This is a genomic window from Streptomyces achromogenes (assembly GCF_030816715.1).
Classification (GTDB): domain Bacteria; phylum Actinomycetota; class Actinomycetes; order Streptomycetales; family Streptomycetaceae; genus Streptomyces; species Streptomyces achromogenes_A.
Window position 1 is genome coordinate 3586660 of sequence record NZ_JAUSYH010000001.1, and the last position, 25801, is coordinate 3612460.

The 25801-nt window shown below is 72.1% G+C and carries 23 protein-coding genes; 9 read left to right on the forward strand and 14 right to left on the reverse strand.

From position 1 onward, the window contains the following. Window positions 1–212: 212 nt before the first annotated feature. The gene (locus tag QF032_RS16005) at window positions 213–1793 is read left to right on the forward strand and encodes an LCP family protein (protein ID WP_307043479.1); all 1581 of its coding nucleotides are present in this window, start codon (window positions 213–215) and stop codon (window positions 1791–1793) included. Window positions 1794–1992: 199 nt separating this feature from the next. Here QF032_RS16005 and QF032_RS16010 read toward each other — a convergent pair whose 3' ends face one another. After that, window positions 1993–3021, reverse strand: a complete 1029-nt coding sequence (locus QF032_RS16010) for a glycosyltransferase family 2 protein (RefSeq protein ID WP_307043481.1) — start codon at window positions 3019–3021, stop codon at window positions 1993–1995. 132 nt (window positions 3022–3153) lie between these two features. On the opposite strand from QF032_RS16010, the gene QF032_RS16015 reads away from it, so the two are divergent. Both QF032_RS16015 and QF032_RS16020 read left to right on the forward strand, forming a co-directional pair. After that, window positions 3154–4614 carry an LCP family protein gene (locus QF032_RS16015; RefSeq protein WP_307056280.1) on the forward strand — a complete coding sequence of 487 codons (1461 nt, stop codon included), beginning with the start codon at window positions 3154–3156 and terminating at the stop codon, window positions 4612–4614. A 143-nt stretch (window positions 4615–4757) separates the two neighbouring features. Further along, window positions 4758–5120: a four-helix bundle copper-binding protein gene (locus tag QF032_RS16020; protein WP_306951841.1), complete on the forward strand. Its 363-nt coding sequence runs from the start codon at window positions 4758–4760 to the stop codon at window positions 5118–5120. A 66-nt stretch (window positions 5121–5186) separates the two neighbouring features. On the opposite strand, the gene QF032_RS16025 is transcribed toward QF032_RS16020, so the two are convergent. Next, window positions 5187–6470 (reverse strand): LCP family protein, encoded by a 1284-nt coding sequence (locus QF032_RS16025; RefSeq protein ID WP_307056281.1) that lies wholly within the window; start codon window positions 6468–6470, stop codon window positions 5187–5189. 120 nt (window positions 6471–6590) lie between these two features. Between QF032_RS16025 and QF032_RS16030 the strand changes: the two genes are divergently transcribed. After that, window positions 6591–7151 carry an acyl-CoA thioesterase gene (locus QF032_RS16030; RefSeq protein WP_306951836.1) on the forward strand — a complete coding sequence of 187 codons (561 nt, stop codon included), beginning with the start codon at window positions 6591–6593 and terminating at the stop codon, window positions 7149–7151. A 279-nt stretch (window positions 7152–7430) separates the two neighbouring features. Here the strand turns inward: QF032_RS16030 and QF032_RS16035 are convergent, their stop codons facing one another. Beyond that, window positions 7431–8588: an acyl-CoA dehydrogenase gene (locus QF032_RS16035; RefSeq protein ID WP_057578524.1), complete on the reverse strand. Its 1158-nt coding sequence runs from the start codon at window positions 8586–8588 to the stop codon at window positions 7431–7433. A gap of 198 nt (window positions 8589–8786) precedes the next feature. Between QF032_RS16035 and QF032_RS16040 the strand changes: the two genes are divergently transcribed. After that, window positions 8787–10130, forward strand: a complete 1344-nt coding sequence (locus QF032_RS16040; protein WP_307043489.1) for a UDP-glucose dehydrogenase family protein — start codon at window positions 8787–8789, stop codon at window positions 10128–10130. A 135-nt stretch (window positions 10131–10265) separates the two neighbouring features. Here the strand turns inward: QF032_RS16040 and QF032_RS16045 are convergent, their stop codons facing one another. Then, window positions 10266–10769 (reverse strand): CGNR zinc finger domain-containing protein, encoded by a 504-nt coding sequence (locus QF032_RS16045; protein WP_307056282.1) that lies wholly within the window; start codon window positions 10767–10769, stop codon window positions 10266–10268. Window positions 10770–10874: 105 nt separating this feature from the next. On the opposite strand from QF032_RS16045, the gene QF032_RS16050 reads away from it, so the two are divergent. Both QF032_RS16050 and QF032_RS16055 read left to right on the forward strand, forming a co-directional pair. Continuing rightward, complete coding sequence (locus tag QF032_RS16050) at window positions 10875–11234, forward strand: VOC family protein (RefSeq protein ID WP_306951827.1); 360 nt, start codon at window positions 10875–10877, stop codon at window positions 11232–11234. 16 nt (window positions 11235–11250) lie between these two features. After that, window positions 11251–11658: a VOC family protein gene (locus tag QF032_RS16055; protein ID WP_307056283.1), complete on the forward strand. Its 408-nt coding sequence runs from the start codon at window positions 11251–11253 to the stop codon at window positions 11656–11658. 180 nt (window positions 11659–11838) lie between these two features. Here QF032_RS16055 and QF032_RS16060 read toward each other — a convergent pair whose 3' ends face one another. The 4 genes from QF032_RS16060 to QF032_RS16075 all read right to left on the reverse strand — a co-directional run bounded on the left by QF032_RS16060 (window position 11839) and on the right by QF032_RS16075 (window position 16068). Beyond that, window positions 11839–13089: a dipeptidase gene (locus tag QF032_RS16060; RefSeq protein WP_307056284.1), complete on the reverse strand. Its 1251-nt coding sequence runs from the start codon at window positions 13087–13089 to the stop codon at window positions 11839–11841. A 125-nt stretch (window positions 13090–13214) separates the two neighbouring features. Then, window positions 13215–14402 (reverse strand): dipeptidase, encoded by a 1188-nt coding sequence (locus QF032_RS16065; RefSeq protein ID WP_307056285.1) that lies wholly within the window; start codon window positions 14400–14402, stop codon window positions 13215–13217. An 8-nt stretch (window positions 14403–14410) separates the two neighbouring features. Further along, window positions 14411–14932 carry a 5-(carboxyamino)imidazole ribonucleotide mutase gene (gene purE / locus QF032_RS16070; RefSeq protein WP_307043496.1) on the reverse strand — a complete coding sequence of 174 codons (522 nt, stop codon included), beginning with the start codon at window positions 14930–14932 and terminating at the stop codon, window positions 14411–14413. Then, window positions 14929–16068 carry a 5-(carboxyamino)imidazole ribonucleotide synthase gene (locus tag QF032_RS16075; RefSeq protein ID WP_306951818.1) on the reverse strand — a complete coding sequence of 380 codons (1140 nt, stop codon included), beginning with the start codon at window positions 16066–16068 and terminating at the stop codon, window positions 14929–14931. The genes purE and QF032_RS16075 overlap by 4 nt, the downstream gene beginning before the upstream one ends. 199 nt (window positions 16069–16267) lie before the next feature. Here QF032_RS16075 and QF032_RS16080 point away from each other — a divergent pair, with 199 nt between their 5' ends. After that, entirely contained in the window at window positions 16268–16795 is a 528-nt protein-coding gene (locus tag QF032_RS16080) for a GtrA family protein (protein WP_306951816.1), read from the forward strand. A gap of 81 nt (window positions 16796–16876) precedes the next feature. Here QF032_RS16080 and QF032_RS16085 read toward each other — a convergent pair whose 3' ends face one another. After that, window positions 16877–18151, reverse strand: a complete 1275-nt coding sequence (locus QF032_RS16085) for an ATP-binding protein (protein WP_306951814.1) — start codon at window positions 18149–18151, stop codon at window positions 16877–16879. A gap of 159 nt (window positions 18152–18310) precedes the next feature. Further along, the gene (locus QF032_RS16090; protein ID WP_020128522.1) at window positions 18311–18988 is read right to left on the reverse strand and encodes a response regulator transcription factor; all 678 of its coding nucleotides are present in this window, start codon (window positions 18986–18988) and stop codon (window positions 18311–18313) included. A gap of 516 nt (window positions 18989–19504) precedes the next feature. On the opposite strand from QF032_RS16090, the gene QF032_RS16095 reads away from it, so the two are divergent. Further along, complete coding sequence (locus QF032_RS16095) at window positions 19505–21001, forward strand: oligopeptide:H+ symporter (RefSeq protein ID WP_307056286.1); 1497 nt, start codon at window positions 19505–19507, stop codon at window positions 20999–21001. A gap of 150 nt (window positions 21002–21151) precedes the next feature. Here the strand turns inward: QF032_RS16095 and QF032_RS16100 are convergent, their stop codons facing one another. From QF032_RS16100 to QF032_RS16115, 4 genes are all read right to left on the reverse strand, one after another. Further along, window positions 21152–22369, reverse strand: a complete 1218-nt coding sequence (locus QF032_RS16100; RefSeq protein WP_307056287.1) for a hypothetical protein — start codon at window positions 22367–22369, stop codon at window positions 21152–21154. A 68-nt stretch (window positions 22370–22437) separates the two neighbouring features. Then, window positions 22438–23655, reverse strand: a complete 1218-nt coding sequence (locus QF032_RS16105) for a hypothetical protein (protein ID WP_373430473.1) — start codon at window positions 23653–23655, stop codon at window positions 22438–22440. Between the two features lie 56 nt (window positions 23656–23711). Beyond that, window positions 23712–24566: a COG1470 family protein gene (locus QF032_RS16110; protein WP_307056288.1), complete on the reverse strand. Its 855-nt coding sequence runs from the start codon at window positions 24564–24566 to the stop codon at window positions 23712–23714. Between the two features lie 42 nt (window positions 24567–24608). Further along, a complete protein-coding gene (locus QF032_RS16115) occupies window positions 24609–25349 on the reverse strand; it encodes an LPXTG cell wall anchor domain-containing protein (protein WP_307043510.1) in 741 nt (246 codons plus the stop codon). Window positions 25350–25801: the final 452 nt, after the last annotated feature.

A 25801-nucleotide genomic window follows, 5' to 3' on the forward strand; every position in this document is an offset into this window, starting at 1 on the left:
TTACCGACGCGAAGCCAACCCGGTCCGGGCCTGGAAGGGTCTGACGGGTAGCGAACAAGTGTCGGGCAGGGTGGACCGACAGGGTGCGCTCGCGCCACCGGGGGAAGCCCTGGCGCCGAGCACGGCCTGTCGGGTAACGGGTGGGGAGGGGCACGAAGTTGGGGCAGCAGAGCAGGGTGCAGCAGGGAAAGGCTTCCGCAGTCGAGGACACGATGTCCCTCGCGCCGCAGGATCCCGGTGCGTCGGCCGACGCGGGCGGGCCCGGCGGAAGCGGGCGACGCCGACAGGGGCGCGGAACCGACCGGCCGCGTCGCAGACGTCGTGTCCTTCGCTGGTCCGCGATAGTCCTCGCGGTGGTGATATCGGGGACCGCCGGCGCCGGATACCTGTACTACCAGCACCTGAACGGCAACATCCAGAAGGGCGAGCGCAGCAGCGGCGACTCGAAGGCGAAGAAGACCGAGGCCAACACGGCCGGGCAGACGCCGCTGAACATCCTGCTGATCGGCTCCGACAGCCGCAACTCCGACGAGAACGTCGCGCTGGGCGGCAGCCGGGACAACCGCGGCAACCCGCCCCTGGGCGATGTGCAGATGCTCATCCACCTGTCCGCCGACCGCAAGAGCGCCGCGGTGGTGAGCATCCCGCGTGACACCCGGGTCGACATCCCCCGGTGCAAGGACGCGGAGACCGGCAAGACGTTTCCGAAGATCAACACCATCATCAACGAGTCGCTGGCCCGCGGCGGCGCCGGTTGCACGCTGGCCACCTGGCAGAACCTCACCGGTGTCTACATCGACCACTGGATGACGATCGACTTCTCGGGCGTGGTGCGCATGGCGGACGCCATCGGCGGTGTCGAGGTCTGCGTGAAGCAGAACGTGTGGGACCGCGGGGGCTCCGGCCTGAAGATGAAGGCCGGCACGAAGAACGTCGAGGGCAAGCAGGCGCTCCAGTGGCTGCGCACCCGCCATGCCTGGGGCAGTGACCTCCTGCGGGCCCGCGCCCAGCACATGTACCTGAACTCGATGATCCGCACGCTGCAGAACCAGAACGTCTTCACCGACACGGGCCGGCTGATGGACCTGGCCGAGGCGGCCACGAAGTCACTGAAGGTCTCCGAGGAGATCGGCACGGTCAAGAAGCTGTACGACCTGGGCATGCAGCTCAAGACGGTGCCGTCGAACCGCATCACCATGACGACGATGCCCAACGTCGAGGACCCGCGGGACCGCAACCACGTGGTGCCGGCCGGCGCCGACGCCGAGAAGGTGTGGGCGATGATCCGCGACGACGTGCCCTTCGACGCCAACGGCTCGGCCACGGACGCGAAGAAGCCGGCGACCGGGGAGAAGCTCTCCAAGGATCCGGCGGCACCCGACGACAAGATCGCCGTGCAGGTGAGGAACGGCACGCGGACCGGCACACAGGCCGCGGTGGCCGGGCGGGCCGGCACGATCGCCAAGCAGCTCGTCGGCAAGGGTTTCGCGCAGGCGGTGGCGGACTCCTCGGCGCTGCTCGACATGGACAGGACGGTCGTCCGCTACCCCAGTGCGGATCTGGAGGGCGACGCCCAGCGCGTCGCCAAGGCGCTGGGCATTCCGATGGGTTCGGTGGAACGCACCAGCGACGTCTCGGGAATCACCGTCGTCGTGGGCGCCGACTGGCGTTCGGGGGCGGCCTATCCCAAGCAGTCGGCGCCGAAGGCCGGGGACATCCCCGACAACGCCGACGCCATCAACGGGTCGGACAGCACTCCCTGCATGGACGTGTACTCGCCCTACCGCTGGTAGCCCGGCCGGCGCCCCGGACAGCAGTGGTCCGGCGGGCGCCGGTTCGTCCCGGCCCCGAGGCGCACACGACGAAGGAGCTGACGAAGGGGCTCGCCGTCATGTGACGACGAGCCCCCTGTCAGTCGTGATCACCCCTGAGGTGGGCGGCGCCCTCCCGGAAACGGCAACGGCTTCCTGGCCCGGCCGGCGCCGACGGCGCTCACCTGCCGCTGAGGACCGCCGGCCGGCGGGACGCGATGACCTTCCGGGCCAGAGACTTCGGGCTGGTCAGGAAGCCGAGACCCCACGACATGTGCATGGTGGCGAGGGCGACGGGGATCTGCAGCCGCGCCTTCGCCGGCAGCCCCCTGCCGGCCGGCAGCGACCCGGCGACTATCGCCGCCAGGTAGCCGCCGGGGATCACGAAGCCCAGCGGGGTGAGCGCGGCGCCCACCACGATTCCGGCGGCGATCGCGCACACGGCCGTCGGCGGGGCGAGGTAGCGCAGGTTGATGGAACCCTCGTGGTAGCGGGCCACGACGTGCCGCCAACGCCCGTAGTCCTTGTACTGCTTGGCGAGCGCCTTCACGCTGGGCCGGGGCCGGTAGGACACCCTCAGCTCCGGCGAGAACCAGATGAGGCCGCCCGCCTCCCGGATCCGGAAGTTCAGCTCCCAGTCCTGGGCGCGGATGAACTCCTCGTTGTAGCCGCCCTGTTGCTCCAGCGCCTCGCGCCGGAAGACACCCAGGTACACGGTCTCGGCGGGGCCCGCCTGCCCTCCCGTGTGGAACGCCGCGTTGCCGACCCCGATCTTCGAGGTCATGGCCGCGGCGACGGCGTGCTCCCAGTCGTTCTCGCCCTCGGCGTGCATGATGCCGCCGACGTTCTGCGCGCCGGTCTCCTCCAGGAGCCGCACCGCGGTGGCGATGTAGTTCGGCGAGAGCATCCCGTGCCCGTCGACGCGGACGACGATCGGATGGCGGGAGGCCTTGATCGCGGCGTTCAGCGCGGCGGGCGTGCGCCCGGTGGGATTGGGGACCGTGTGCACGCGGGAGTCCTCCGCGACGAGCTGGGCGGCGATCTCGTCCGTCCGGTCCGTGGACGGACCGATGGCGATCACGACCTCCATCTCGCCGGCGTACTCCTGCGCGAGGATCGCTTGGACGGCTCCGCGCAGATGCCGCTCCTCGTTGAGGACGGGCATGATGACGGACACGGCGGGGAGCTGCACGTCGGGCTTGGCGTTCATAGGGGGCTCACGTTACCGCGAACGGGGGACAGCACCCGCCCCGCCGGGTGTGCTGCACCGGTCGGCAGATCGTATGGGCCTACCGTTCCAACGGCTTCCCCCCACCCACGGCCGCCGCCCGGAGGTGCCCCCATGCCCGCCACACCGCCCCGGTTCCCGCGCCGCCCCCGCCCGCGGCGGCGCGTGCCCCCTCACCCCGCCCGTCGCCGGCGCCCCCGCTGGGCCGTACGGGCGGCGACCACGCTCTCGGTGGTGCTGCTCGCCTCCGCGGGCATCGGCCACTCGGTGATCAGCAGCCTCGACGCCGGCATCGCCCGCGTCGACCCCTTCAAGGACATGAAGAACCGCCCGCGGGCCGGCCACGGCATGAACGTGCTGCTGGTCGGCACCGACGGCCGCGACCGGATCAGCGCGGCGGAGCGCCGCCGGTACCGCCTGGGCGGAACGCCCTGCCACTGCACCGACACCATCATGATCGTGCACGTCTCCGAGGACCGGGAGCGGGCCAGCGTGGTCAGCCTCCCGCGCGACTCCTACGCCGAGACGCCGCCGCACACCGACCAGGTCACCGGTAAGGAGCACCGCGGCCACCCCATCAGGATCAACGCGGCCTACGCGGAGGGCGGGCCGCAGCTGACCGTCCGCACCGTCGAGAACATGACGCACGTCAAGATCGACCACTATCTGGAGGTCGACTTCACCAGCTTCATGAAGACCGTGGACGTTCTCGGCGGCGTGAAGATCTGCACGGCGACGCACCTGAAGGACGCGTACACCGGCCTGGACCTGGAGCCGGGCGCGCACACCCTCGAGGGCGGCGAGGCCCTGCAGTACGTGCGCTCACGGCACGCGGACGCCTCCTCCGACCTCGGCCGGATGAAGCGGCAACAGCGCTTCCTGGCGGCCCTGCTGGACCGGGCCACCTCCTCGGGGGTGCTGCTGAACCCGCTGCGGTTCCGCGACGTGACGCGGGCGGTGCTCGGCTCGGTCCGGGCCGACCGGGGCTTCGGCGCGGAGGAACTGCTGGACCTCGGGCGGGCGATGCGCACCTTCTCCCCGTCCTCCTCCGAGTTCGTCACCGTCCCCATCGGACAGATGGGGTACTTCGTGAAGGGCATCGGCTCGACGCTGAAATGGGACCCGGTGAAGTCGCGGCGCCTCTTCCGGGCCCTGCGTGACGACAGGCCCCTCGCCGCGCACGCCCGGCGGCTCGACCGCAGGGTCGCGCGCGTGGAGGTGGCGCCGCAGCAGATCCGCGTCCAGGTGGAGAACGGCACGCGCACCACGGGACTCGGCAGGCGGGTGGACGCGGCGCTCGCGGCGACGGGCTTCCGCACGACCGGGCTGCCGGTGAGCGCGGCCGACCCGACCGCCCGGCGCACGGTCGTCGCCTACGACCCGCGCTGGGACCGCTCCGCGAAGTCCCTCGCCACCGCCCTGCCGCACAGCGAGCTGCGGGCCGTCAAGGGGCTCGGGCCGACACTGAGGGTGACCGCCGGGGCTGACTACCGGGGCGTACGCACGGTCCGGGCCGCCGAGGCGGAGCACGGGGAGTTCGCCGTCGTACGCGGCGACGAGGTGGGCTGCTCCTAGTGCCGGGACCGGAAAAGGTTCACCGGTGCCGCCGGGTCCCCGATGGCGAGGGCGCGTGGGAGGGCGTAGGACGGAAGGGCAGGCATCGGGCCCGCGCGGCACCCCCTCACTCCCGCACGGGCCCCTCACCACGAGGAGGAGCCATGACCCGGCCCGGAACCATGAACGCCATGAGCAGCCAGATGCAGGACTGCGTCGAGGCCTGCATGTCCTGCCACAGCATGTGCGAGGAGACCATGAGCTCCTGCATGCAGATGGGCGGCCAGGCCCAGATGCAGATCATGCGCGCGCTGCTGGACTGCTCCGAGACGACCCGCATGTGCGCCGACATGATGATGCGGCGCTCGCCCATGGCGACCGAGATGTGCGCGATGTGCGCCAAGGCGTGCGACATGTGCGCCGAGGCGTGCATGTCCATGCCGGACGATCCCCAGATGACGCGCTGCGCGGAGTCCTGTCGCCGCTGCGCCGAGATGTGCCGCACGATGGCGGGCGCCACGATGTGAGCACCGCCGCAACGAGTTCAGGGGCGCCCCCCGAGGGGACGCCCCTGAACTGTGCCCGCGTCGGCCTCAGTTGCCGGTGACGGTGACCTTCTCGTCGTTGTTCAGCTCGTTCACCAGCTGCTTCACCTTCGCCTTGTCCCAGACGAGGTTGCCGCCGGAGGAGCCGGAGATCGGCATGTTCAGCGAGGTGCCGTCGCCGCCGTTGACGCCCTTCATCGCGAAGAACATGGACCCGAGGTCGTACAGCCCCATGTCCTTGTCGACGATGAGGGAGTCGAGGCCCGCGCTCATCGTCGGGTAGAGCTTGAAGGGGTTCAGGACCGTGCCGGGGGTCGCCACCTCGTGCGCGAGGGCGGCGAGGAACTTCTGCTGGTTCTTGGTGCGCTGCAGGTCGGACGCGGCGAAAGCGTGGCGGGTGCGGACGAAGGCCAGCGCCTCCTCGCCGTTCAGCGTCTGCTTGCCCGCCTGGAAGTCGGCGCCGGAGTACTTGTCCTTGAAGGCCTTGTCGATGGTGATCTCGACGCCGCCGACCGCGTCCACGATGCTCGCGAAGCCGGCGAAGCCGATCTCCACGTAGTGGTCGATGCGCAGGCCGGTGTTGAACTCGATCGTGCGCACCAGCAGCTCCGGGCCGTCCGTCGCGTACGCGGCGTTCAGCTTGATGTGCCGGCCGGTGCCCTTGTACGTCTTGCCGGACTCCGAGCCGACGAACGTCGGGAGCTCCACGTCCGAGTCGCGCGGCAGCGAGATCAGCGTGTCGCCGTTCGACCCCACGTGCAGGATCATCATGGAGTCGGTGCGCTTGCCCTCGGCGGAGCCGGTGTGCAGCTTCTTCTTCTCGTCGGCGGACATGCCCTCGCGGCTGTCGGAGCCGACGATCAGGTAGTTCGTGCCGTCGCCGCCCTCGGGCCGGTCGATGACCTTCGCCAGGTCGACCTCGCGCTTGAGCTTGCCGTCGGCCCAGAAGTAGGTGCCCACCGTCGTCACGACCAGCACGGTCACGACGGTGATCGCCGTCCACTTGATGCGGCGCCGCCAGTTCGGCGCGGGCCGCGGCTCACCGCCGGCGTATCCGCCGGTCCCCCCGGAGTCGCCGCCGTCGCCGCCGTAGACCTGGCCCGTGTTGTAGCCACTGTCGTACCCGGTCTGGCGGGCGTCGGTGTAGTCGCCGTATCCCTGGCCGTTGACGTACGACGGCTGCGGCGGGACGCCGGCGCCCTGCGGCGGCGCGGCCGGACCGCGGCGGACCTGCCGCATGACACGCGGGCTCTCGGGCTGCGCGTTCGCGCTGCCGCCGCCGTACCGGTTGCCGCGGTCCCTGTCGGACCATCCCTCGGGCCAATCGTTCATGCGGAACAGTGTGCAGGGCAGTGCCGTGTGCCGTACAAGGGCCGTCGGAGAATCAGGGCCCCGCTGTTGCCAAGCTGACACAAAGTCCCGGCTTGTCCCCCGCACCATAAGGTGGAGGACATGACAGACCAGGTCACCGCAGCGGACTCGGGCAGCACCCCGGACATCCCGGGCAAGCCCACGTCGGCGTCCCGCACCACTCTCAGCCACATCATGACCCACGCCGACACCAACCTCCTGGGCACGGTGCACGGCGGTGTGATCATGAAGCTCGTCGACGACGCGGCGGGCGCCGTGGCCGGCCGGCACTCCGGCGGCCCCGCCGTGACCGCGTCGATGGACGAGATGGCGTTTCTGGAGCCGGTCCGGGTGGGTGACCTCGTCCATGTGAAGGCGCAGGTCAACTGGACCGGCCGGACCTCGATGGAGGTCGGCGTGCGGGTCATGGCCGAACGCTGGAACGAGTCCGCCCCGGCCACCCAGGTCGGCTCGGCCTACCTGGTCTTCGCCGCCGTCGACGCCGACGGCAAGCCGCGCACGGTCCCGCCGGTGCTCCCCGAGACGGAACGCGACGAGCGCCGCTTCCAGGAGGCCCAGATCCGCCGCACCCATCGTCTGGCCCGCCGCAGGGCGATCATGGAACTGCGGGAGAGGCGGGCCGCGGAGGGGTTCGAGGACTGAGCCGCCCGCCTCTTCCGTACTTGTCCTTGCCGGTGGTGGCGTTGTACGAGACGAGACGGATGGCCACGTGGTGACCGTCCGCAGCCCGGTCGGTCACCGTCAGCTTGATGTCTCGGTGGGACGCCCCTCGCCTCCGCCGAACCACCCGTTGATCCGTGTACGACGGCAGCCCCCGGCTTCGCGCCGGGGGCTGCGTCACTTGTTGCGGATCAGTCGCCGTTCCACGCCATGGATGGCCCTCGAGACCCTGGAAACGGCTTTTGACCCGGAAAACCCCCGCTAGGGAAGGTTCCTGGCCATCACGATGCGCTGGACCTGGTTCGTGCCTTCATAAATCTGCGTGATCTTCGCGTCGCGCATCATCCGCTCGACCGGGTAGTCGCGGGTGTAGCCGTAGCCGCCGAGGAGCTGGACGGCGTCCGTGGTGACCTCCATCGCCACGTCCGAGGCGAAGCACTTGGCGGCCGCGCCCTGGAAGGTGAGGTCGGAGTCCAGGCGCTCGGACTTGGCCGCCGCCGCGTACGTCAGCTGACGGGCGGCCTCGATCTTCATCGCCATGTCGGCGAGCATGAACTGGATGCCCTGGAAGTCGGCGATGGCCTTGCCGAACTGCTTGCGCTCCTGGACGTAGCCCTTGGCGTAGTCGAACGCGCCCTGGGCGACGCCGAGAGCCTGCGCGGCGATGGTGATGCGGGTGTGGTCGAGCGTCTTCATCGCCGTCGCGAAGCCCGTGCCCTCCTCGCCGATCATGCGGTCGGCCGGGATGCGGACGTTGTCGAAGTAGACCTCGCGGGTCGGGGAGCCCTTGATGCCGAGCTTCTTCTCCGGGGCGCCGAAGGAGACCCCCGGGTCGGACTTCTCGACGACGAAGGCGGAGATGCCCTTGGAGCGCTTCGTCGGGTCCGTCACGGCCATGACCGTGTAGTAGTCGCTCACGCCGGCGTTGGTGATCCAGCGCTTCACGCCGTTGAGGATCCAGTGGTCGCCGTCGCGGACCGCCTTGGTCTTCATGCCGGCGGCGTCCGAGCCCGCGTCCGGCTCGGAGAGCGCGTACGAGAACATCGCGTCGCCCTTGGCGAGCGGCGACAGGTACCGCTTCTTCAGGTCCTCGGAACCGGAGAGGATCACCGGGAGCGAGCCCAGCTTGTTGACCGCGGGGATCAGCGAGGAGGACACGCAGACGCGGGCCACCTCCTCGATCACGATGACCGTCGCGAGGGCGTCGGCGCCCGCGCCGCCGTACTCCTCGGGGACGTGCACGGCGTGCAGGTCGCTGGCCACCAGCGCGTCCAGCGCCTCCTGCGGGAAGCGTGCCTCCTCGTCCACCGCGGCGGCGAACGGCGCGATCTTCGCCTCCGAGAGCGAACGGATGGCGTCGCGGAGCATGTCGTGCTCCTCGGACGGGCGGTACAGGTCGAAATCAGCCGATCCGGCCAAGGTGTCTCACGCTCCAAAGACGCTGCGGTTCACCGTGCTAATTACCGTTAAGTAACTCAAATTTTAAAGCGCCGCCGAGCCCGGTGATACGTGACCTTGGCGACAGGGGTCCCGGCCCGGGATCTGCCCGGTGAAGGGCGTCCGCACGCCCCGACTATGCTCGGGCGCGCAGCGACGGCATCCCCCACAGGAGCATTCATGGCCCTCAAGATCACCGTGATCGGCACCGGCTATCTCGGCGCCACGCACGCCGCGGCCATGGCCGAGCTGGGATTCGAGGTGCTCGCTCTCGACGTGGTGCGCGAGAAGATCGAGATGCTCGAGCGCGGTGAGACGCCCATGTACGAGCCGGGTCTCGAGGAGCTGCTGCGCCGGCACGTCGCCGGGTTCGAGGGATCCAGCGGGCGGCTGCGGTTCACCCAGGACTGGGCCGAGGTCGGGGCGTTCGGCGACGTCCACTTCGTCTGCGTCAACACGCCGCAGAAGCACGGCGAGTACGCGTGCGACATGTCGTACGTCGAGTCCGCCCTCGCCTCGCTCGCCCCGCATCTGGCGCGGCCCGCGCTGGTCGTCGGCAAGTCGACGGTGCCGGTGGGGTCCGCGGACCGGCTGGCCCGCATGATCGCCGAGCTCGCGCCGGCCGGTGAGGACGCCGAGCTCGCCTGGAACCCGGAGTTCCTGCGGGAGGGCTTCGCGGTGCAGGACACCCTGCACCCGGACCGGATCGTCGTCGGCGTGCGCAGCGAGCGGGCCGAGGCGCTGCTGCGGCAGGTGTACGAGACGCCCGTCGGGGAGGGCACCCCGTTCGTCGTCACGGACTTCCCCACGGCCGAGCTGGTGAAGACGTCCGCGAACTCCTTCCTCGCCACCAAGATCTCCTTCATCAACGCCATGGCGGAGGTGTGCGAGGCCGCCGACGGCGATGTCGCCAAGCTGGCCGAAGCCATCGGCTACGACGACCGGATCGGCAAGAAGTTCCTGCGGGCCGGGATCGGGTTCGGCGGCGGCTGTCTGCCCAAGGACATCCGTGCCTTCATGGCCCGGGCCGGGGAGCTCGGGGCCGACCAGGCGCTGACCTTCCTGCGCGAGATCGACTCGATCAACATGCGCCAGCGGGGCCGGATGGTGGAGCTCGCGCGGCAGGCGCTGGGGGGCGGGTCGTTCCTGGGCCGGCGGATCGCCGTGCTCGGGGCCACCTTCAAGCCCGACTCGGACGACGTCCGGGACTCCCCCGCGCTCAACGTGGCCGGGCAGATCCATCTGCAGGGCGGTCAGGTCACGGTGTACGACCCGAAGGGAATGGAGAACGCCCGCCGGCTCTTCCCCACCCTCGGTTACGCCCCCTCGGCGCTCGAGGCCGTGCGGGGCGCCGACGCGGTGCTGCACCTCACCGAGTGGCGGGAGTTCCGCGAGCTGGACCCGGCGGCGCTCGGCGAGGTCGCGACGACCCGGCTGATCCTGGACGGCCGCAACGCGCTCGACCCGGAACTGTGGCGCAAGGCCGGCTGGACCTACCGGGGGATGGGCCGCCCGACGGCCTGACACCCGACCTCTCGCGGGGCGCCGGGGGCGCTCCCGCGGGGCGCGTGCGGGCGACGCCGGTTCGGCCGAGGCTCAGTCGGCCGAACCGGCGTCTTCCTGCATTCTGCACCACCGGCCTGTGCGACGGCCGGTGAACTACTTCGACCGGTACCGGCGCATCTTGGCGCGAGCCCCGCAGACCTGCATCGAGCACCAGCGGCCCCGGCCGGCCGGACTGCGGTCGTAGTACGCCCAGTGGCAGGTGACGGCCTCGCAGGCCTTCAGCCGCGTCCAGGTGCCCTCGACGAGCGCCTGCGCCACGGCGGCCGCCGTCCGGGCGAGCAGCGAGGACCCGGCCTCCGCCGGGGCCAGGCGGGCGGAGCCGTCCTGGGCGTCGACCGTCACCAGCAGGGGCGCCGCCGCGAGCAGGTCGCCCAGCGGAGTCACCGCGCGGTGCGGCGGGTGGCCCGCGTGGGCCAGCAGGGCGGCGCGCAGGGACTCCCGCAGCTCGCGGGCGTGCGCAGCCTCGTCCTCGGCGATCCCGAGCCTCTCGCGGCCCTCGGCGGTGTCCAGCGCGTCGGCGCCGGACTCGACGTCCAGCGTGTTCACCAGGGACTCGACCAAGGCCAGGTCGCCGGGCGCGGCCGATCGCTCACTCATGCTTGCGACGTTACCTCTTATGCGGGAGTATGCAGTAACCGTTACCGGTTACCCTCATCTATGGGTAACCGGCGAGCAGGCAATCTCGACTCGAGGAGGAGCGTCATGGCTCTCGCCGAACTGGGCGTCGTCGTTCTGGACTGTCCCGACCCGCGCGCGCTGGCCGGTTTCTACGCCGAGGTGCTGGGCGGCAGCGTGGAGGGGGACGGGGACTGGGCCGACCTGAAGCTGCCCGACGGCCGGGCGCTGGCCTTCCAGGCCGCCCCCGGGTTCACGCCGCCCGCCTGGCCCGCGCCCGAGCACTCCCAGCAGTTCCACCTGGATCTGACGGTGGCGGACCTGGACACGGCGGAGCGCGGCGTGCTCGCCCTCGGCGCGAAGCCGCTGGACGCGGAGGACCGCTCGCGCGGCTGGCGTGTGTACGCCGACCCGGCCGGGCACCCGTTCTGCCTGTGCTCGAGCTGACCTCCAGGAGGGTTCCATGCCGCCCGTAGCCCGCTTCCGCTCCGTCGTCCTCGACTGTCCCGATCCGCGCGCGCTCGCCGGGTTCTACGCGGCGGTCCTGGGCGGCTCGCCGGATGCCGGCGAGGGCGAGGAGGGCGAGGACGACTGGATCGTCCTGCGCGTCCCCGGCGGGCCCAGGATCGCCTTCCAGCGGGTGGAGGGGTACACCCCGCCGGAATGGCCGCGCGCGGACCGCAACCCGCAGCAGTTCCATCTGGACCTCGACGGCGGCTCCACCTGGGAGGAGATGGACGCCGCCCACGAGCGGGTGCTGGCGCTGGGCGCCCGCCCGCTGGACCTGGAGGACCGGGAGAAGAAGGGCTTCCAGGTGTACGCCGACCCGGCCGGCCATCCCTTCTGCCTCTGCCGCATCGAACACCCCTGAACCGGCCGACCCGGGCGGCCGCGTGGACCGGGCCGGCCTGAGCGGCCGCGTGGACCGGGCCGGCCCGAGCCGCCGCGTAAGCCGCGCAGGCCGGCCGGGACCGGGTGCGCCGCGTATGCCGCACAGGCCGGTCGGGGCCGGGGTGCGCCGGGTAGGCCGGTGGGGCCGGGGTGCGCCGCGTCAGGCGTCCTGACGGCCGTTCAGGTGTGTGACCCCGGCCGGCGGCGGTTCCCGGCGGCCCCGTGCCGCCCGGGCCGCGAAGTCGGCCGTGCGCAGGACGCGCTGCATGTTGCCCCAGGTCAGCAACGCGATGTCGGTCTCCGGCCAGCCGCGGCCCAGCAGCTCGGCGATCAGGTGCGGGTATCCGGAGGCGTCGGCGAGGCCCTGCGGGTGGGCGGCGCCGGAGTCGTAGGTGCCGGACAGGCCGACGCAGTCCGGGCCGGCGATCGCCCGGACGTGGTCGAGGTGGTCGGCCACGTCCCGGACGGTCGGGCCGGTCTGCTCGGCGGTCAGCGGCACCAGGCACAGCCCCTTGGCCGCGCCCAGCTCGGCGAGCAGCCCGTCGGGCAGGTTGCCGGGGTGCGGGCGCAGCGCGCGGGCGGCGGAGCGGGTGCAGAGCACCGGTGTCTTGGAGAGCGCCAGCACCCGGCCGATCGTGGCGTCGGAGGCCCCGGAAAGGTCGGCCAGCACGCCGATCCGGTTCATCTCGCGCACGACCTCCTCGCCGAACCGGGTCAGTCCCTCCTCACCCGCCCACGAGGCGCCGACGAGAGTCAGGACGCGCAGCCCGAGGGTGTGCAGCGACCGCAGGATGCCGAGGGAGCCGTCCATCGCGGCGGCCGTGGCCGGACCCAGCACGACGGCCACCCGGCCGCAGTGGTGGGCGTCGATGAGCTGCCCGGCGCTGAGCGCCAGCCGCAGCCCCTCGGGATGGGCGGCGATCACCGACCGGGCGTGGTCCAGCTGCTCCAGGGTCGCGCCGACGGCCCGTTCGGGGGCGACGCCCTCGGGCGGGTGCAGTGACCACAGCAACGCGCCGACGTGTCCCTCCCGCAGCCGGGGCATGTCCGTGTCGACGGCGCTCTCGCCGAGCTGGAGGTCGTACCAGGGCAGGTGCCGCAGGGCCCACGGCAGTCCGCTGTAGCCGTCGGCGACGGGGTGGTCGGTGAGGAGGGCCCGGGCGCGCTCCAACGGGCTGCCCGCCGGCTCCCGCTCCCCCGCCGGCTCCCGCTTCGGCTCCCGTTCCTGCTCGGACTTCGGCTCCGGCTCCGGCTCCGGCTCCGGGACGGACCCCGGCGCGGCGGCGTCGGTCTCCTCGGTCCCGGTCGCCCCCCGCGTGTACGGGGCGGCCGTGGAAGGGGCCGTCTGCGCCTCGTCGTCCAGCTCGCCGGCCTCGGGAAGGGGCCGCAGTTCGTCCTGGAGGTCGGCCATGACGGTCTCCGTACGTCGATCAGCAGTACGGCCACCGTCGCACGGGGGGCGGCGTTCTTCCCGGTGGACAGGGCGTTCGGGGGTACGCGGGCGAGGACGGCCGCCCCCGCCCGCGTCGGACGGGGTCAGCCGTCCAGTGACCCGATCGTCGCGTGGGACGCCGCGCGCGTGGTGCGCAGGTCCCTGGCCACGTCCTCCGCCGCGCCCAGCACGCGGACCGCGTTCTGCCAGGTCAGCTTGGCGAGGTCGGCGGCCGACCAGCCGCGGTCGAGGAGTTCCGCGATCAGGCGGGGATAGCCGGAGACGTCGTTCAGCCCTTCCGGGGTGAAGGCCGTGCCGTCGTAGTCGCCGCCGATGCCGAGATGGTCGACGCCGGCGACCTCGCGCATGTGGTCGAGGTGGTCGGCGACCGTGGCGACGGTGGCGATCGGGCGGGGGCGGGTCTCCTCGAAGGCCCGGTGCACCTTCATCGCCTCGGGGGTGGTGTCGAGGTGGTGGAAACCGTGGGCGCGCATGTTGTCGTCGGCCGCGGCCGTCCAGTCGACCGCGGCCTGGAGGACGAACTTCGGCACGAACGTCACCATCGCCATGCCGCCGTTGGCGGGCAGCCGTTCCAGGACGTCGTCCGGGATGTTGCGCGGATGGTCGCAGACCGCGCGCGCTGAGGAGTGGGAGAAGATCACCGGCGCGCTCGTCGCGTCGAGCGCGTCCCGCATGGTGATCGCCGCCACGTGCGAGAGGTCGACCAGCATGCCCTCGCGGTTCATCTCGCGCACGACCTCGCGGCCGAAGGCGGACAGACCGCCGACCGCCGGCTCGTCGGTCGCGGAGTCCGCCCAGTCCACGTTGTCGTTGTGGGTGAGCGTCAGGTAGCGCACGCCGAGCGCGTACAGCCCGCGCAGCGTGCCCAGCGAGTTGGCGATGGAGTGACCGCCCTCCGCGCCCATCAGCGAGGCGATCCGGCCCTCCGCGCGGGCCGCCTCCATGTCGGCGGCCGTCAGCGCCGCGCGCAGGTCGCGCGGATGGCGGGCGACGAGCCGCCGGACGCAGTCGATCTGCTCCAGCGTCGCCGGGACCGCGTCGGGCAGGTCCGAGCGCACGTACACCGACCAGTACTGCGCGCCGACCCCGCCCGCGCGCAGCCGGGGGATGTCGGTGTGCAGGTGGGCGTGCTGGTCGGCGGCGATGTCGCGGGCGTCGAGGTCGTAGCGGACCTGTTCGCGCAGCGCCCAGGGCAGGTCGTTGTGGCCGTCGGCGACCGGGAACTCGCGCAGGAGCTCGCGGGCGGCGGCCAGTGAGGTCGGCTCGCTCACGTCGCCCGTCACTTCCCGAAGCCGAAGCCGTTCGAGCCCTCGACCTTGGCCCGCAGCCGCTTGCCCTTCTCGGTGGCCTGGTCGCCCAGCTCCTGCTGGAACTCGCGCATCCGGGCGAGCAGCTCCTCGTCGTGCGCGGCGAGGATGCGGGCGGCCAGCAGGCCGGCGTTGCGCGCGCCGCCGACGGAGACGGTCGCGACGGGCACGCCGGCCGGCATCTGCACGATGGACAGCAGGCTGTCCATGCCGTCCAGGTACTTCAGGGGCACGGGCACGCCGATCACCGGCAGCGGGGTCACGGAGGCGAGCATGCCGGGCAGGTGGGCCGCGCCGCCGGCGCCCGCGATGATGACCTTGAGGCCGCGTCCGTCCGCCTGCTCGCCGTACGCGATCATCTCGCGCGGCATGCGGTGCGCGGAGACGACGTCGACCTCGTACGCGATCTCGAACTCGTCGAGGGCCTGGGCTGCGGCCTCCATGACGGGCCAGTCGCTGTCCGACCCCATGACGATGCCTACGACAGGGCTCATTCGGTGATCGTGCCTCTCAGGTAACCGGCTGCGTGACGTGCGCGTTCGAGGACGTCGTCCAGGTCGTCGCCGTAGGTGTTGACGTGGCCGACCTTGCGGCCGGGCTTCACGTCCTTGCCGTACATGTGGATCTTCAGCTGGGGGTCGCGGGCCATGCAGTGCAGGTACGCGGAGTACATGTCCGGGTAGTCGCCGCCGAGGACGTTGACCATCACCGTCCACGGGGCGCGCGGGCGCGGGTCGCCGAGCGGGAGGTCCAGGACCGCGCGGACGTGGTTGGCGAACTGCGAGGTGATCGCGCCGTCCATCGACCAGTGGCCCGAGTTGTGCGGGCGCATCGCCAGTTCGTTGACGAGGATGCGGCCGTCGCGGGTCTGGAACAGCTCGACCGCGAGGTGGCCCACGACGCCGAGTTCCTTGGCGATGCTGAGGGCCATCTCCTCGGCCCGCAGCGCGAGGGCCTCGTCCAGGCCGGGGGCCGGGGCGATCACGGTGTCGCAGACGCCGCCGACCTGCTGGGACTCGACGACCGGGTACGCGACCGCCTGGCCGTGCGGGGAGCGCACGACGTTGGCGGCGAGCTCGCGCACGTAGTCGACCTTCTCCTCGGCCAGCACGGGGACGCCGGCCCGGAAGGGGTCTGCGGCCTCCTCGGCGGAGTCGACGACCCACACACCCTTGCCGTCGTAACCGCCGCGGACGGTCTTCAGGACGACCGGGAAGCCGTCGCCCTCGGCCGCGAAGGCGGCCACGTCGGCCGGGTCGGTCACGATCCGGTGCCGTGGGCACGGGACGCCGATCGCGTCGAGTCTGGCGCGCATCACCCCCTTGTCCTGGGCGTGCACCAGCGCGTCGGGGCCCGGGCGGACGGGGATGCCGTCCGCCTCCAGCGCCCGAAGATGCTCGGTGGGAACGTGTTCGTGATCGAAGGTGATCACATCGCACCCGCGCGCGAACTCACGGAGCGTGTCGAGATCGCGATAGTCGCCGATGACGACATCGCTCACGACCTGCGCCGCGGAATCCTGTGGGGTGTCACTGAGGAGCTTGAACCTGATGCCGAGCGGGATGCCCGCCTCGTGTGTCATACGAGCGAGCTGGCCCCCGCCGACCATGCCGACTACCGGGAACGTCACGCCCCCAGGGTATCGGCCACGCCACCGGGGCCGGATCCCGCGCCTCTTACCCGGACCTTTCCCTGCCCATACCCGCCGTATCCACCGCATCTGCCCCGTCGGGCGCGGTCCGGTGAGCGGGACCACAGGAAACCGAGAAGAGTGGTGGTTAGCATGGCTGGGTTGACGAAACCGAACCCGGACGGGGGCCTGTACGACCATGGCGCATGGTTCCTCGGGGCTGAAGAGGCTCGTCCACGAGCTGGCCAAGTTCGGAGCCGTGGGCGGTGCGGGCCTGCTGGTCAACCTCGGCGTGTTCAACCTGGTCCGGCATCTCACCGATCTGCAGGTGGTGCGGGCGAGCGTGCTCGCGACCGTCGTGTCGATCGTCTTCAACTACGTCGGGTTCCGTTACTTCACCTACCGTGACCGCGACAAGGGCGGGCGCACGAAGGAACTGACGCTGTTCCTGCTGTTCAGCGCGGTGGGCCTGGTGATCGAGAACGGGCTGTTGTTCGTGGCGACGTACGGCTTCGGCTGGGACAGCCCGCTGCAGAACAACGTGTTCAAGTTCGTCGGCATCGGGGTCGCGACGCTGTTCCGGTTCTGGTCCTACCGCACGTGGGTCTTCCGGGCGCTGCCCGCCACGGAGCCCGTGCCCGGCGTGGAGCCGGAGCCGGAGCCGTTCCGTGCGGTGGCCGAGCAGGCCAGGAGGCCCGCACCGAAGGCTTCGCAGCGGGTCGGCTGAGCCTGCCGGCGAGGCTCTGCTGAGCCCGACGGGGCCGCTGAGCACGCGGGGCCGCTGAGCCGGAGGGGCGGTGCGCCGCCCTCACCTGACGGTGGGCTCCTCGTCGTTCGCCGTGCGCGTCTGCGGGGCCGTGCGGGACAGGAACAGGCCGAAGACGGGGGGCTGCGCCTGGAGCATCTCCAGCCGGCCGCCGTCGGCCTCCGCCAGGTCGCGGGCCACGGCCAGACCGATGCCGGTGGAGTTGCGGCCGCTGATCGCCCGCTCGAAGATGCGGGCCCCGAGGTCGGCGGGGACGCCCGGCCCCTCGTCGGTCACCTCGACGACGGCCTGGTTGCCGGTGACCCGGGTGCGCAGCGCCACCGTGCCACCACCGTGCATGAGGGAGTTCTCGATCAGGGCGGCCAGGACCTGGGCGACCGCGCCGGGCGTGCCCACGGCGCGCAGATGGCGTTTGCCGGAGCTGACGATGGCCCGGCCGTCGCCGCGGTAGGCGGGCCGCCACTCGGCGAGCTGCTGCTGGATGACCTCGTCGAGGTCGAAGGTGACGGCGGAGCCGGTGCGCGGGTCCCGGGCGTTGGTCAGCAGCCGTTCGACGACGTCCGTCAGGCGTTCCACCTGGGTCAGGGCGATGGTTGCCTCCTCCTTCACCGTGTCGGGGTCGTCGGTGAGGGTGATCTCCTCCAAACGCATCGACAGGGCGGTCAGGGGGGTGCGCAGCTGGTGGGAGGCGTCCGCCGCGAGCCGTCGTTCGGCGGTGAGCATGCGGGCGATGCGCTCGGCGGAGGAGTCGAGGACGTCGGCGACCCGGTCCAGCTCGGGGACGGCGTACCGCTTGTGACGGGGGCGCGGGTCGCCCGAGCCGAGGCGTTCGGCAGTCTCGGCGAGGTCGGTCAGCGGGGAGGCGAGGCGGTTGGCCTGGCGGATGGCCAGCAGGACCGCGGCGACCACCGCGAGCAGCGCCACGAGGGCGATGATCAGCAGGGTGCGGCCGACCTCCCGGGTCACCGTGGAGCGCGGCTCCTGGACCAGGACGGTCTCACCCTCCTCGCCGCTGGCCTGTGCCTTGATGACGTCGCCGGTGGGCTTGGTCCCGACCTCGATGACCGGCCGGCCGGGGATGCGGATCTCGGCGTAACGGTCCTGTGTGACCTGGTCGCGCAGTATCGCCGGGGTGACGTTCTCCGAGCCGACGAGCCGGCTGTCCACGATGCTGGCCAGCCGCAGCGCCTCGGAGTCGACCCGCTCCTGGGCGCTGTTGCTGATCGTGCGGGTCTCGACGATGACGAGGGACACCCCGAACACCGCGATGACGACGAGCACCACGGCGAGGGTGGACTGAATGAGACGGCGACGCACGGTGCCCTCCGGGGCGGTGACGTGACGAGAGCGGTTGGCACAACACCCTCAAGGGGCGCGGGGAACTGCGCGGCCAGCCCCCTCCGGACCGAGGACGCGCATCCCGCACAAGCCAGATCGATGGTGACGCGCGTCGTCCGGTCGACCCCGGCGGAGCACTCAGCTCTTCTCGAAGCGGAAGCCCACACCCCGCACGGTGGCGATGTAGCGGGGGTTGGCCGCGTCGTCGCCGAGCTTCTTGCGCAGCCAGGAGATGTGCATGTCGAGGGTCTTGGTCGAGGACCACCAGGTGGTGTCCCACACCTCGCGCATCAGCTGGTCGCGGGTGACGACCCGGCCCGCGTCGCGCACCAGGACCCGCAGCAGGTCGAACTCCTTGGCGGTGAGCTGGAGTTCCTCCTCGCCCATCCACGCGCGGTGCGACTCGACGTCGATGCGCACGCCGTGCGTGGCGGGCGGCTGCTGCGGTTCGGACGCGCCGCGCCGCAACAGTGCCCGGACCCGGGCCAGGAGCTCCGCCAGCCGGAAGGGCTTGGTGACGTAGTCGTCCGCGCCCGCGTCCAGGCCGACGACGGTGTCCACCTCGTCGGCGCGCGCGGTCAGGATCAGGATCGGAATGGCGTGGCCCTCGGAGCGCAGCCGCCGGGCCACCTCCAGGCCGTCCATGCCGGGCAGACCGAGGTCCAGCACGACCAGGTCGACGCCGCCCTGCATTCCGGCGTCCAGCGCGGTGGGGCCGTCCTCGCGCACCTCGACCTCGTAGCCTTCCCTGCGCAGTGCGCGGGCCAGCGGCTCCGAGATGGACGCGTCGTCCTCGGCGAGCAGTACTCGGGTCATGAGCTGATGGTAGTCCGCGGCGGGCGGCCGTCGAAGTGTGATCGTCCACGCGCTTTCTTACCCCGGACATGCCGGACAGACCGGCCGCCGTCCGGGGCCCGCAAGACCGTGAATGTTGGTACGGACCTGCGGTCGGGGGATGGCATCCTGGTACAGACCTTCGAAGTGCCGCCCACGGTTCCTTGATCACCTGTGATCCGTGTCTCAAGTCCTTCCATATGCGGCATTGTGCTGCCGTATGGTGAGAGAACGCCTGTAGTACACAAGGACCTTTGGCGGTCGTATTGACGCTGAAGGTCCCTTCTGTGTGCGGGCCGGTCCGCCGGCCCCGAAAGGAACGACCTGTGGCCGGGCCCCCGAGGAGGGGGCGTGGATCCCGGTGGTCGCCGTCGACCGCTTCGCGACCCGGAGCGGACTCCCCCCGGGCGTAGGGGGGCGACGCGGTCCGCCGGTGCCGGCCAGACCCCCACCGGGCGCGCGAGCTCTCGCGGCGCGTCCCGACCAGCAAGGAACGACATGGCGTCCAGCCTGACGAAGGACACGGTCCGCCCGGGCACCCCCGGCTCCGGGAAGACCTTCTTCGGCCACCCCCGCGGACTGGCCACTCTCTTCATGACCGAGATGTGGGAGCGTTTCTCCTACTACGGCATGCGGGCCCTGCTCCCGCTGTACCTGGTCGCCCCCGGCAGCCTGCACCTCAGCGCCGCGACGGCGACCGCGATCTACTCGGTCTACCTGTCGCTCGTGTACCTGCTCGCCCTGCCCGGCGGCTGGTTCGCGGACCGTGTGCTCGGCCCCCGCAGGACCGTCGCCGTCGCCGGCGCGATCATCATGCTCGGCCATCTGACCCTCGCGCTGCCGAACGCCGGCACCTTCTACGCGGGGCTCGGCCTCGTCGCCATCGGCTCGGGCCTGCTCAAGGCCAACATCTCCACGATGGTCGGCCACCTCTACGACGGGCCCGACGACCCGCGCCGTGACGGCGGCTTCACGCTGTTCTACATCGGCATCAACCTGGGCGCGTTCGCCGCGCCGCTGATCATCGGCACCATCGGTGAGAACGTCAACTGGCACCTGGGCTTCGCGCTCGCCGCGCTCGGCATGGGCCTGGGCCTCACCCAGTTCCTGCTCGGCGGCCGCCACCTGAGCGCCCGCTCGGACATCGTCCCCACGCCGCTGTCGGCGCAGGAGAAGGCGGCCACGCTGCGCAAGGCCGCGTTCTGGGCGGCCGTCGCGATCGTCTTCTACGCCGTGGTGGGCGTCTCCGGCGTCTACACGCTGAACTGGCTGCTGGTGCCGATCACGGTGGCCGGCCTGGTCATCCCGGTGCTCGTCATCGCCCGGATGAAGCGGGACAAGGAGCTGGACCGCGCCGAGCAGTCCAAGCTGACGGCGTACGTCTGGTTCTTCGTCGCCGCGGCCGTGTTCTGGATGATCTACGACCAGGGCGGCTCGACGCTGTCCCTGTTCGCGGAGTCCTCCGCCAAGAACAGCGTCCTCGGCTGGGACTTCCCGGTCTCCTGGTACCAGTCGGTCAACCCGGTCCTGATCATGGCGCTGGCCCCGCTCTTCGCGTGGGCCTGGCTGGCGCTGGCCCGGCGCGGCAAGGAGCCGAGCACCGCGACGAAGTTCGCCATGGGCCTCGTCCTGGTCGGCGCGTCGTTCTTCCTGTTCCTGGCCCCGCTGGCGATCGCCGAGGGCGGTCACAAGGCGGCCGCTCTGTGGCTGGCGGCGATCTACTTCGTGCAGACCGTCGGCGAGCTGACCCTCTCCCCCGTCGGCCTGTCCGTCACCACGAAGATGGCGCCCGCCAAGTACGCCTCGCAGATGATGGGCGTCTGGTTCCTGGCGGTCACCGCGGGCGACGCCACGACCGGTCTGCTGTCCATCGCCGGCGTCGACCTCAACAAGACGGGCATCGTGGCCCTGGAGGCCGTACTCGCCGTCCTCGCCGGCGCGGCGGTGTGGATGTACCGCAAGAAGGTGAAGGAGCTCATGGGGGACGTGCACTGACGTCCGCTCCCGTGCCGCCGGAGGGCCGCCGTACCCGTGGGGTACGGCGGCCCTCCGTCGTCGCCGGTGCAGCCCTTTGCCGTCGCCCGGGGCTCCGGCGTCGGTGCGGGGCTCCCTCGTCGATGTGGGGCTCCGGCGTCGGTGCGGGGCTCAGTCCGTGCTCCTCCTGGGCATGAAGGTGAACACCGCGCCGCCCAGCAGGATCGCCGTACCCGCCACCAGGCCCAGGGCCTTCAGCGCGCCGTGGTCGCCGGAGCCCGTCTCCGCGAGACCGCCGCTCGTCGACGTCGACGTCGACCCGCCCGAGGACGACGAGCCGCTGCCGCCGGACGCGCCGCTCGCCTGCTGCGCGGTGTCCAGCGTGAGGGAGACGGCCGTGCTGTCCGGAGTGCAGGTGGTGGTCGTGCCCATGGCCTCGACGGTGAGGACACCCGGGGAGAGCGTGGACTCACCGGTCGCACCGGGCTTGTAGACGCCCTTGAGGTCCGGGATCCGGATGGGGCTGTTCTGCGGGATCGGCTCGGCGTTCAGCGGGCCTTCCACCCTCACCGACCCCTTGTCCGCGCCGCCCAGCACGACCTGCAGGATCGGCTTCACCTTGCCGGCCGGGATGGCGATGGGACTGTCCATGACCGACTTCTTGAACTGCACGGTGAGGTCGTAACTCCCGTTGTTCTTCCTGGCGTTGATCTGGATGGGTGAGGTCGCCTTCTTCACGCCGATCGGCGACTGACAGGTGTAGGGGATGTCGACGACCTTGCCGGTGAAGTGGGTCGCGCCGCTGTCGCCGGTCCCGGACGCCGACGGACGGGTGCTGGGCGTGGGCGACGTGCTCGGCGAGGACGAACCCGATCCCGAACTCCCCGATCCCGCCGTCACGGTGATGGTCGCCGCCGGCTGGACCGCCTCCGTCGGCGCGCACCTGGTGTCGGTCGACAGCGCGTTGACGACGTAGGCGTCCGGCGTCAGCGTCACCTGTCCGGCCGCCGTCAGCTTCAGCGTGCCCTTCATGTCGGACAGCGTCATCGCGCCGCCCTTGGGGATCGCCGGGTTCTGCCGGGTCCCCTGCATCGCGATGTCCGCGCGCTGCGCGCCGGCGGCCTTGAGGGTGCCGGACGGCTGGACCGAGTTCGCGGGCAGGTCGATGATGTCGGGGTTCTTCGACGCGGCCTGGGTGAACTTCCAGACGACGTCGACGGTGTCGCCGACCTTCGCCGTGGCCGGCGCGCTGATCTCGACCTTGGTGGTGCCGTTGACGTCGGGCAGGCCGATGCCGGAGGGCGGTACGCACTTGGTGGCGTAGGCGACCTCCGCGGCCTGTGCCGGTACGGCGGTCACGCCCAGCAGGACGGCCGCCCCGGTGAGCATGACGGCGGCGCCCGCTGCGGCCGCTCGCTTCCGGGCGGGCGCCCGCTCGGAGCATATGGCTCTCTCACTCACGTGGATCCCTTCCTGTGGGGAGTCGTGGGGCTTGTGGGGCTTGTGGGGCTTGTGGGGTTTGTGGGGTTTGTGGAATTCGTGGGCTGCGTGGGGGTCGGAGGACGCGTGGGGGCCGAGGGAGGCACAGGAGCCGTGGAGGCCGCGGGAGCAGTGGGGGGCGCGGAGGCCGCGGGAGGGGTGGGGGGCGCAGGAGGGGTGGGGCGGGCGTCGTGCGGGGTGGGGATGCGGACCGTCGCGCCCGGAGCGCCGTCCGGGGTGAACCACGGCAGGCTCGCGTGCGAGGGGGCGGAGGGCTCGGGCTCCGGGGCGGGCCGCAGGCGTCCGGGACGGCGGGTGCGGGCCGGCCGCCGGGCCGTCGGGCGGGGGCGCACCCGGTCCACCACGGCCATCCCGATACGGAAGAGCGCCGCCGGCACCACCAGGCAGAGCAGGATCCAGAAGAGGGTCACGCCCCAGGGGCGGCCGACGCCCCACGGCTGCTCGGCGAGGACCTTCCCGCCGTACCCGAGGGAGACGGTGTAGTCGCCGTGGGCGCCGGCGGCGAGCTCCACGGGCAGCTCGACGCGCGCCTTCCCGCCGGGGCGGATCGTGCCGTGCCACTGGCGCTCGTCCCACTGCGGGGCGAACACCCCGTGCGCGGTGCCGACACGGAAGACGGGGTTCTCGACGGGGCCGGTGCCCACGTTGCCGACGGTGAAGACGAGCGTGCGGGAGGGCGGCGCGCCGAACCAGGTGAGCAGACCGCCGGAGCCCTCCAGCCGGGTGTCGGTGAGCACCGACAGCCGTCCGCCGGTCGTCGCCGCGGGCAGCGGCCGGACGGGGTGCCCGGCCACCTGGAACACGGCGTCGGCCTGGGCCTTCGCGCCGGTCGCGGTGGCCGCGTGCACCACGCACGGACAGGGCGCCGGCGGATCGGCCACCGGCAGCGGCCGGCTGAAGCGGCCCTCGGCGTCGGTGGTGACGGCGCGACCGTCGGCGTTGGCACAGGAGTTGGTCCCGCCGACGACGCCCCGGGCCGGCGTCGCCTGCCCGCAGATCAGCAGCATCACCAGCGTGCGCGGCCGCCAGCCGCTGCCGTTGACGGTGACCGAACCGCCGGTGCCCGCCTGGGCGGTGGAGAGCGTGACGGCCGGCCTGTCGGCGGCGGCCGCCGGACCGGCCGCGGGCAGCAGCGGCAGGAACGGCAGGAGCAGGGTCAGAAACAGGAAGAGCAGCGGGGACGGGAGCACGGCCGGCGTCGTCGCCTTCACCGTGCTGCGCGGCTTGCCTCTCACGCCGGCGCTCCTCTCGACTCGGCTTGCGCGGCGGCCGGGCGGCGCCCGCGTCGTCGTACGGCCACCACGGCCGCCGCCGCCGACAGCGCGCCGGCCGCCGCGCCCGCCGTCGCGGCCCACGGCACGAAGCGGGCCGACGCGCGCCCGGTGGCCTGCGCCGCGCCCGGAGCGGTGACCGTCAGGCGCACGGTGACCGCGTCCAGCGCGGGGCGGTCCGGCCAGGGCTCGTCGAGGGCGAGGCGGCTGCCCGGCGGGAGCCGGACGGGCAGGGTGCGTGGGGCCCGGTCGAGGACGGCCCCGAGGACACCGTCCGCGTGCACGGCGAGCCGCGGGACGAGGACCGTGGTGCCTCGGTTGACCAGCTCGTACGTGATGCGGTGGCCGTGGACGGCCACCCGCTCGACGGTCAGCGCGGCCAGCCGCGGACCGCCGACCCGGACCAGCAGCGGCACCGCCGCCTCCAGGCCGGCCGCGTCCCGCACGACGACCTCGCCGGCGGCGTCGCCGGGCCGGGCGTCCGCCGGGACCGTCACCGTGAAGGGGACCTCGGCGCGGGTGCGGGCGGGCACCGCGAGGGCGGCCGGCCCGGCGAAGGCGACGCGCAGACCGGCGCCGGCCGCCCGCAGCCGTACGGTGAGCGGCTCGGCGCCCCAGTTGGTGACGGCCACCGTGTCCTGGAGCACCGCGCCGGGCACGCCCTCGCAGTAGAAGGACGGCCGTCCGCCTCCCGAGGGCGCCGCCGACCAGTCTGCGCCGGAGTCCGCGGGCACGGCGGCGAGCAGCAGGGGCAGGGACAGCAGCAGGACCAGCGGCAGGGACAGCCGCGGGGCGCGGGCTGGGGGGTACGGCATCGGCGGCTCCAGCACTCGTGCGCGGGGGGTGGTGCGGTGCGGTCAGTGGCGGGTGCGCGCCGGCTGGTTGCGCCTGGTCAGCCACAGGGCGCCCGCCGCGCCGGCCAGCAGCACGGTGCCGCCGAGGGTGCCGAGGGCGATCGCGGAGTCCTCGGGGCCGGTCTGCGGGAGATCGCCGCCGGTGCCGCCGGTGCCGGTGCTACCGCCCGAGCCGGTGCTACCGCCCGAGCCCGTGCCGCCGCTGGAGCCGCCGCCTCCGGATCCGCCGCCCGACGCCGTCACGTCGAGGGTGAGGGAGGGGGCCGGGGTGTTGGAGGGCGTGCACGTGGTGGTCGTGCCGAGCGCCTTGATGGTGAGCACGCCGGCCGTGAAGGTGACCTTGCCGGACTTCTTCGGCGTGTAGGTGCCGCTGAGGTCGTTGATCTTGATGGGGGTGTTCTCCGGGATCGCTGCCTGGTTGGCGGGCCCCGTCACGTCCAGGGTGCCGCTGTCGGCGCCGCCCAGCTTGACGGTGGCGCTCGGCTTCATCGAACCCGCGCCGAGTTCGACCGGGCTGGAGGACACGCCCTTCTGCCAGGACATGGTGATCCGGTAGCCGTCGCCGCTCTTGGCGGCCTTGATGTCGATGGGCGAGACGGCGCTCTTGTCGCCGATCGGGGTCTTGCAGACGTAGTTGACGTTCACGACCTCGGCGACGGCCGCGGGGGCGGCCGTCCAGACCACCGCCACGCCGGCCAGGGCCGCGGCAGTCGCGAGCGCGGCGGTTCGCTTCCGGTTCGACACGGTCCCGTCCCCTCACTCCCACCGCCCCGCCCTTACTGACGAGGCATCAGATTGAGCCGTCAAGGTACGCCCGGGGCGATGAGGAGGGAAGAGAAGGTGCGCGCCGGAGTTGCGCCGATCCGGCGCGCGGGTTCAGCGGGCCCGGAGGGCGGCGGGAGCCCCCAGCGCCGGAGGACCTCGGGGACCGCGACCGTTCCGTCGGGCCGCTGATGCCGATCGAGGAGGGCCGGCAGCAGGCGGCTGGTGGCGAGCCCCGACGCGTCGAGCGTGTGCACGTACCGCGGCTTTCCGCCGCCGGCCGGCCGTAGCGGATCAGACCGCGCCGGGCCCGGTAGTCCCGGGCGTTCGACACCGAGCTGACCTCGGCGCAGGCGCCGAGACCGGGCAGCCAGACCTCGACGTCGTACGTCTTCGCCTGAGCCGGACTGGTCTCCCCGGCAGCGCGCAACAAG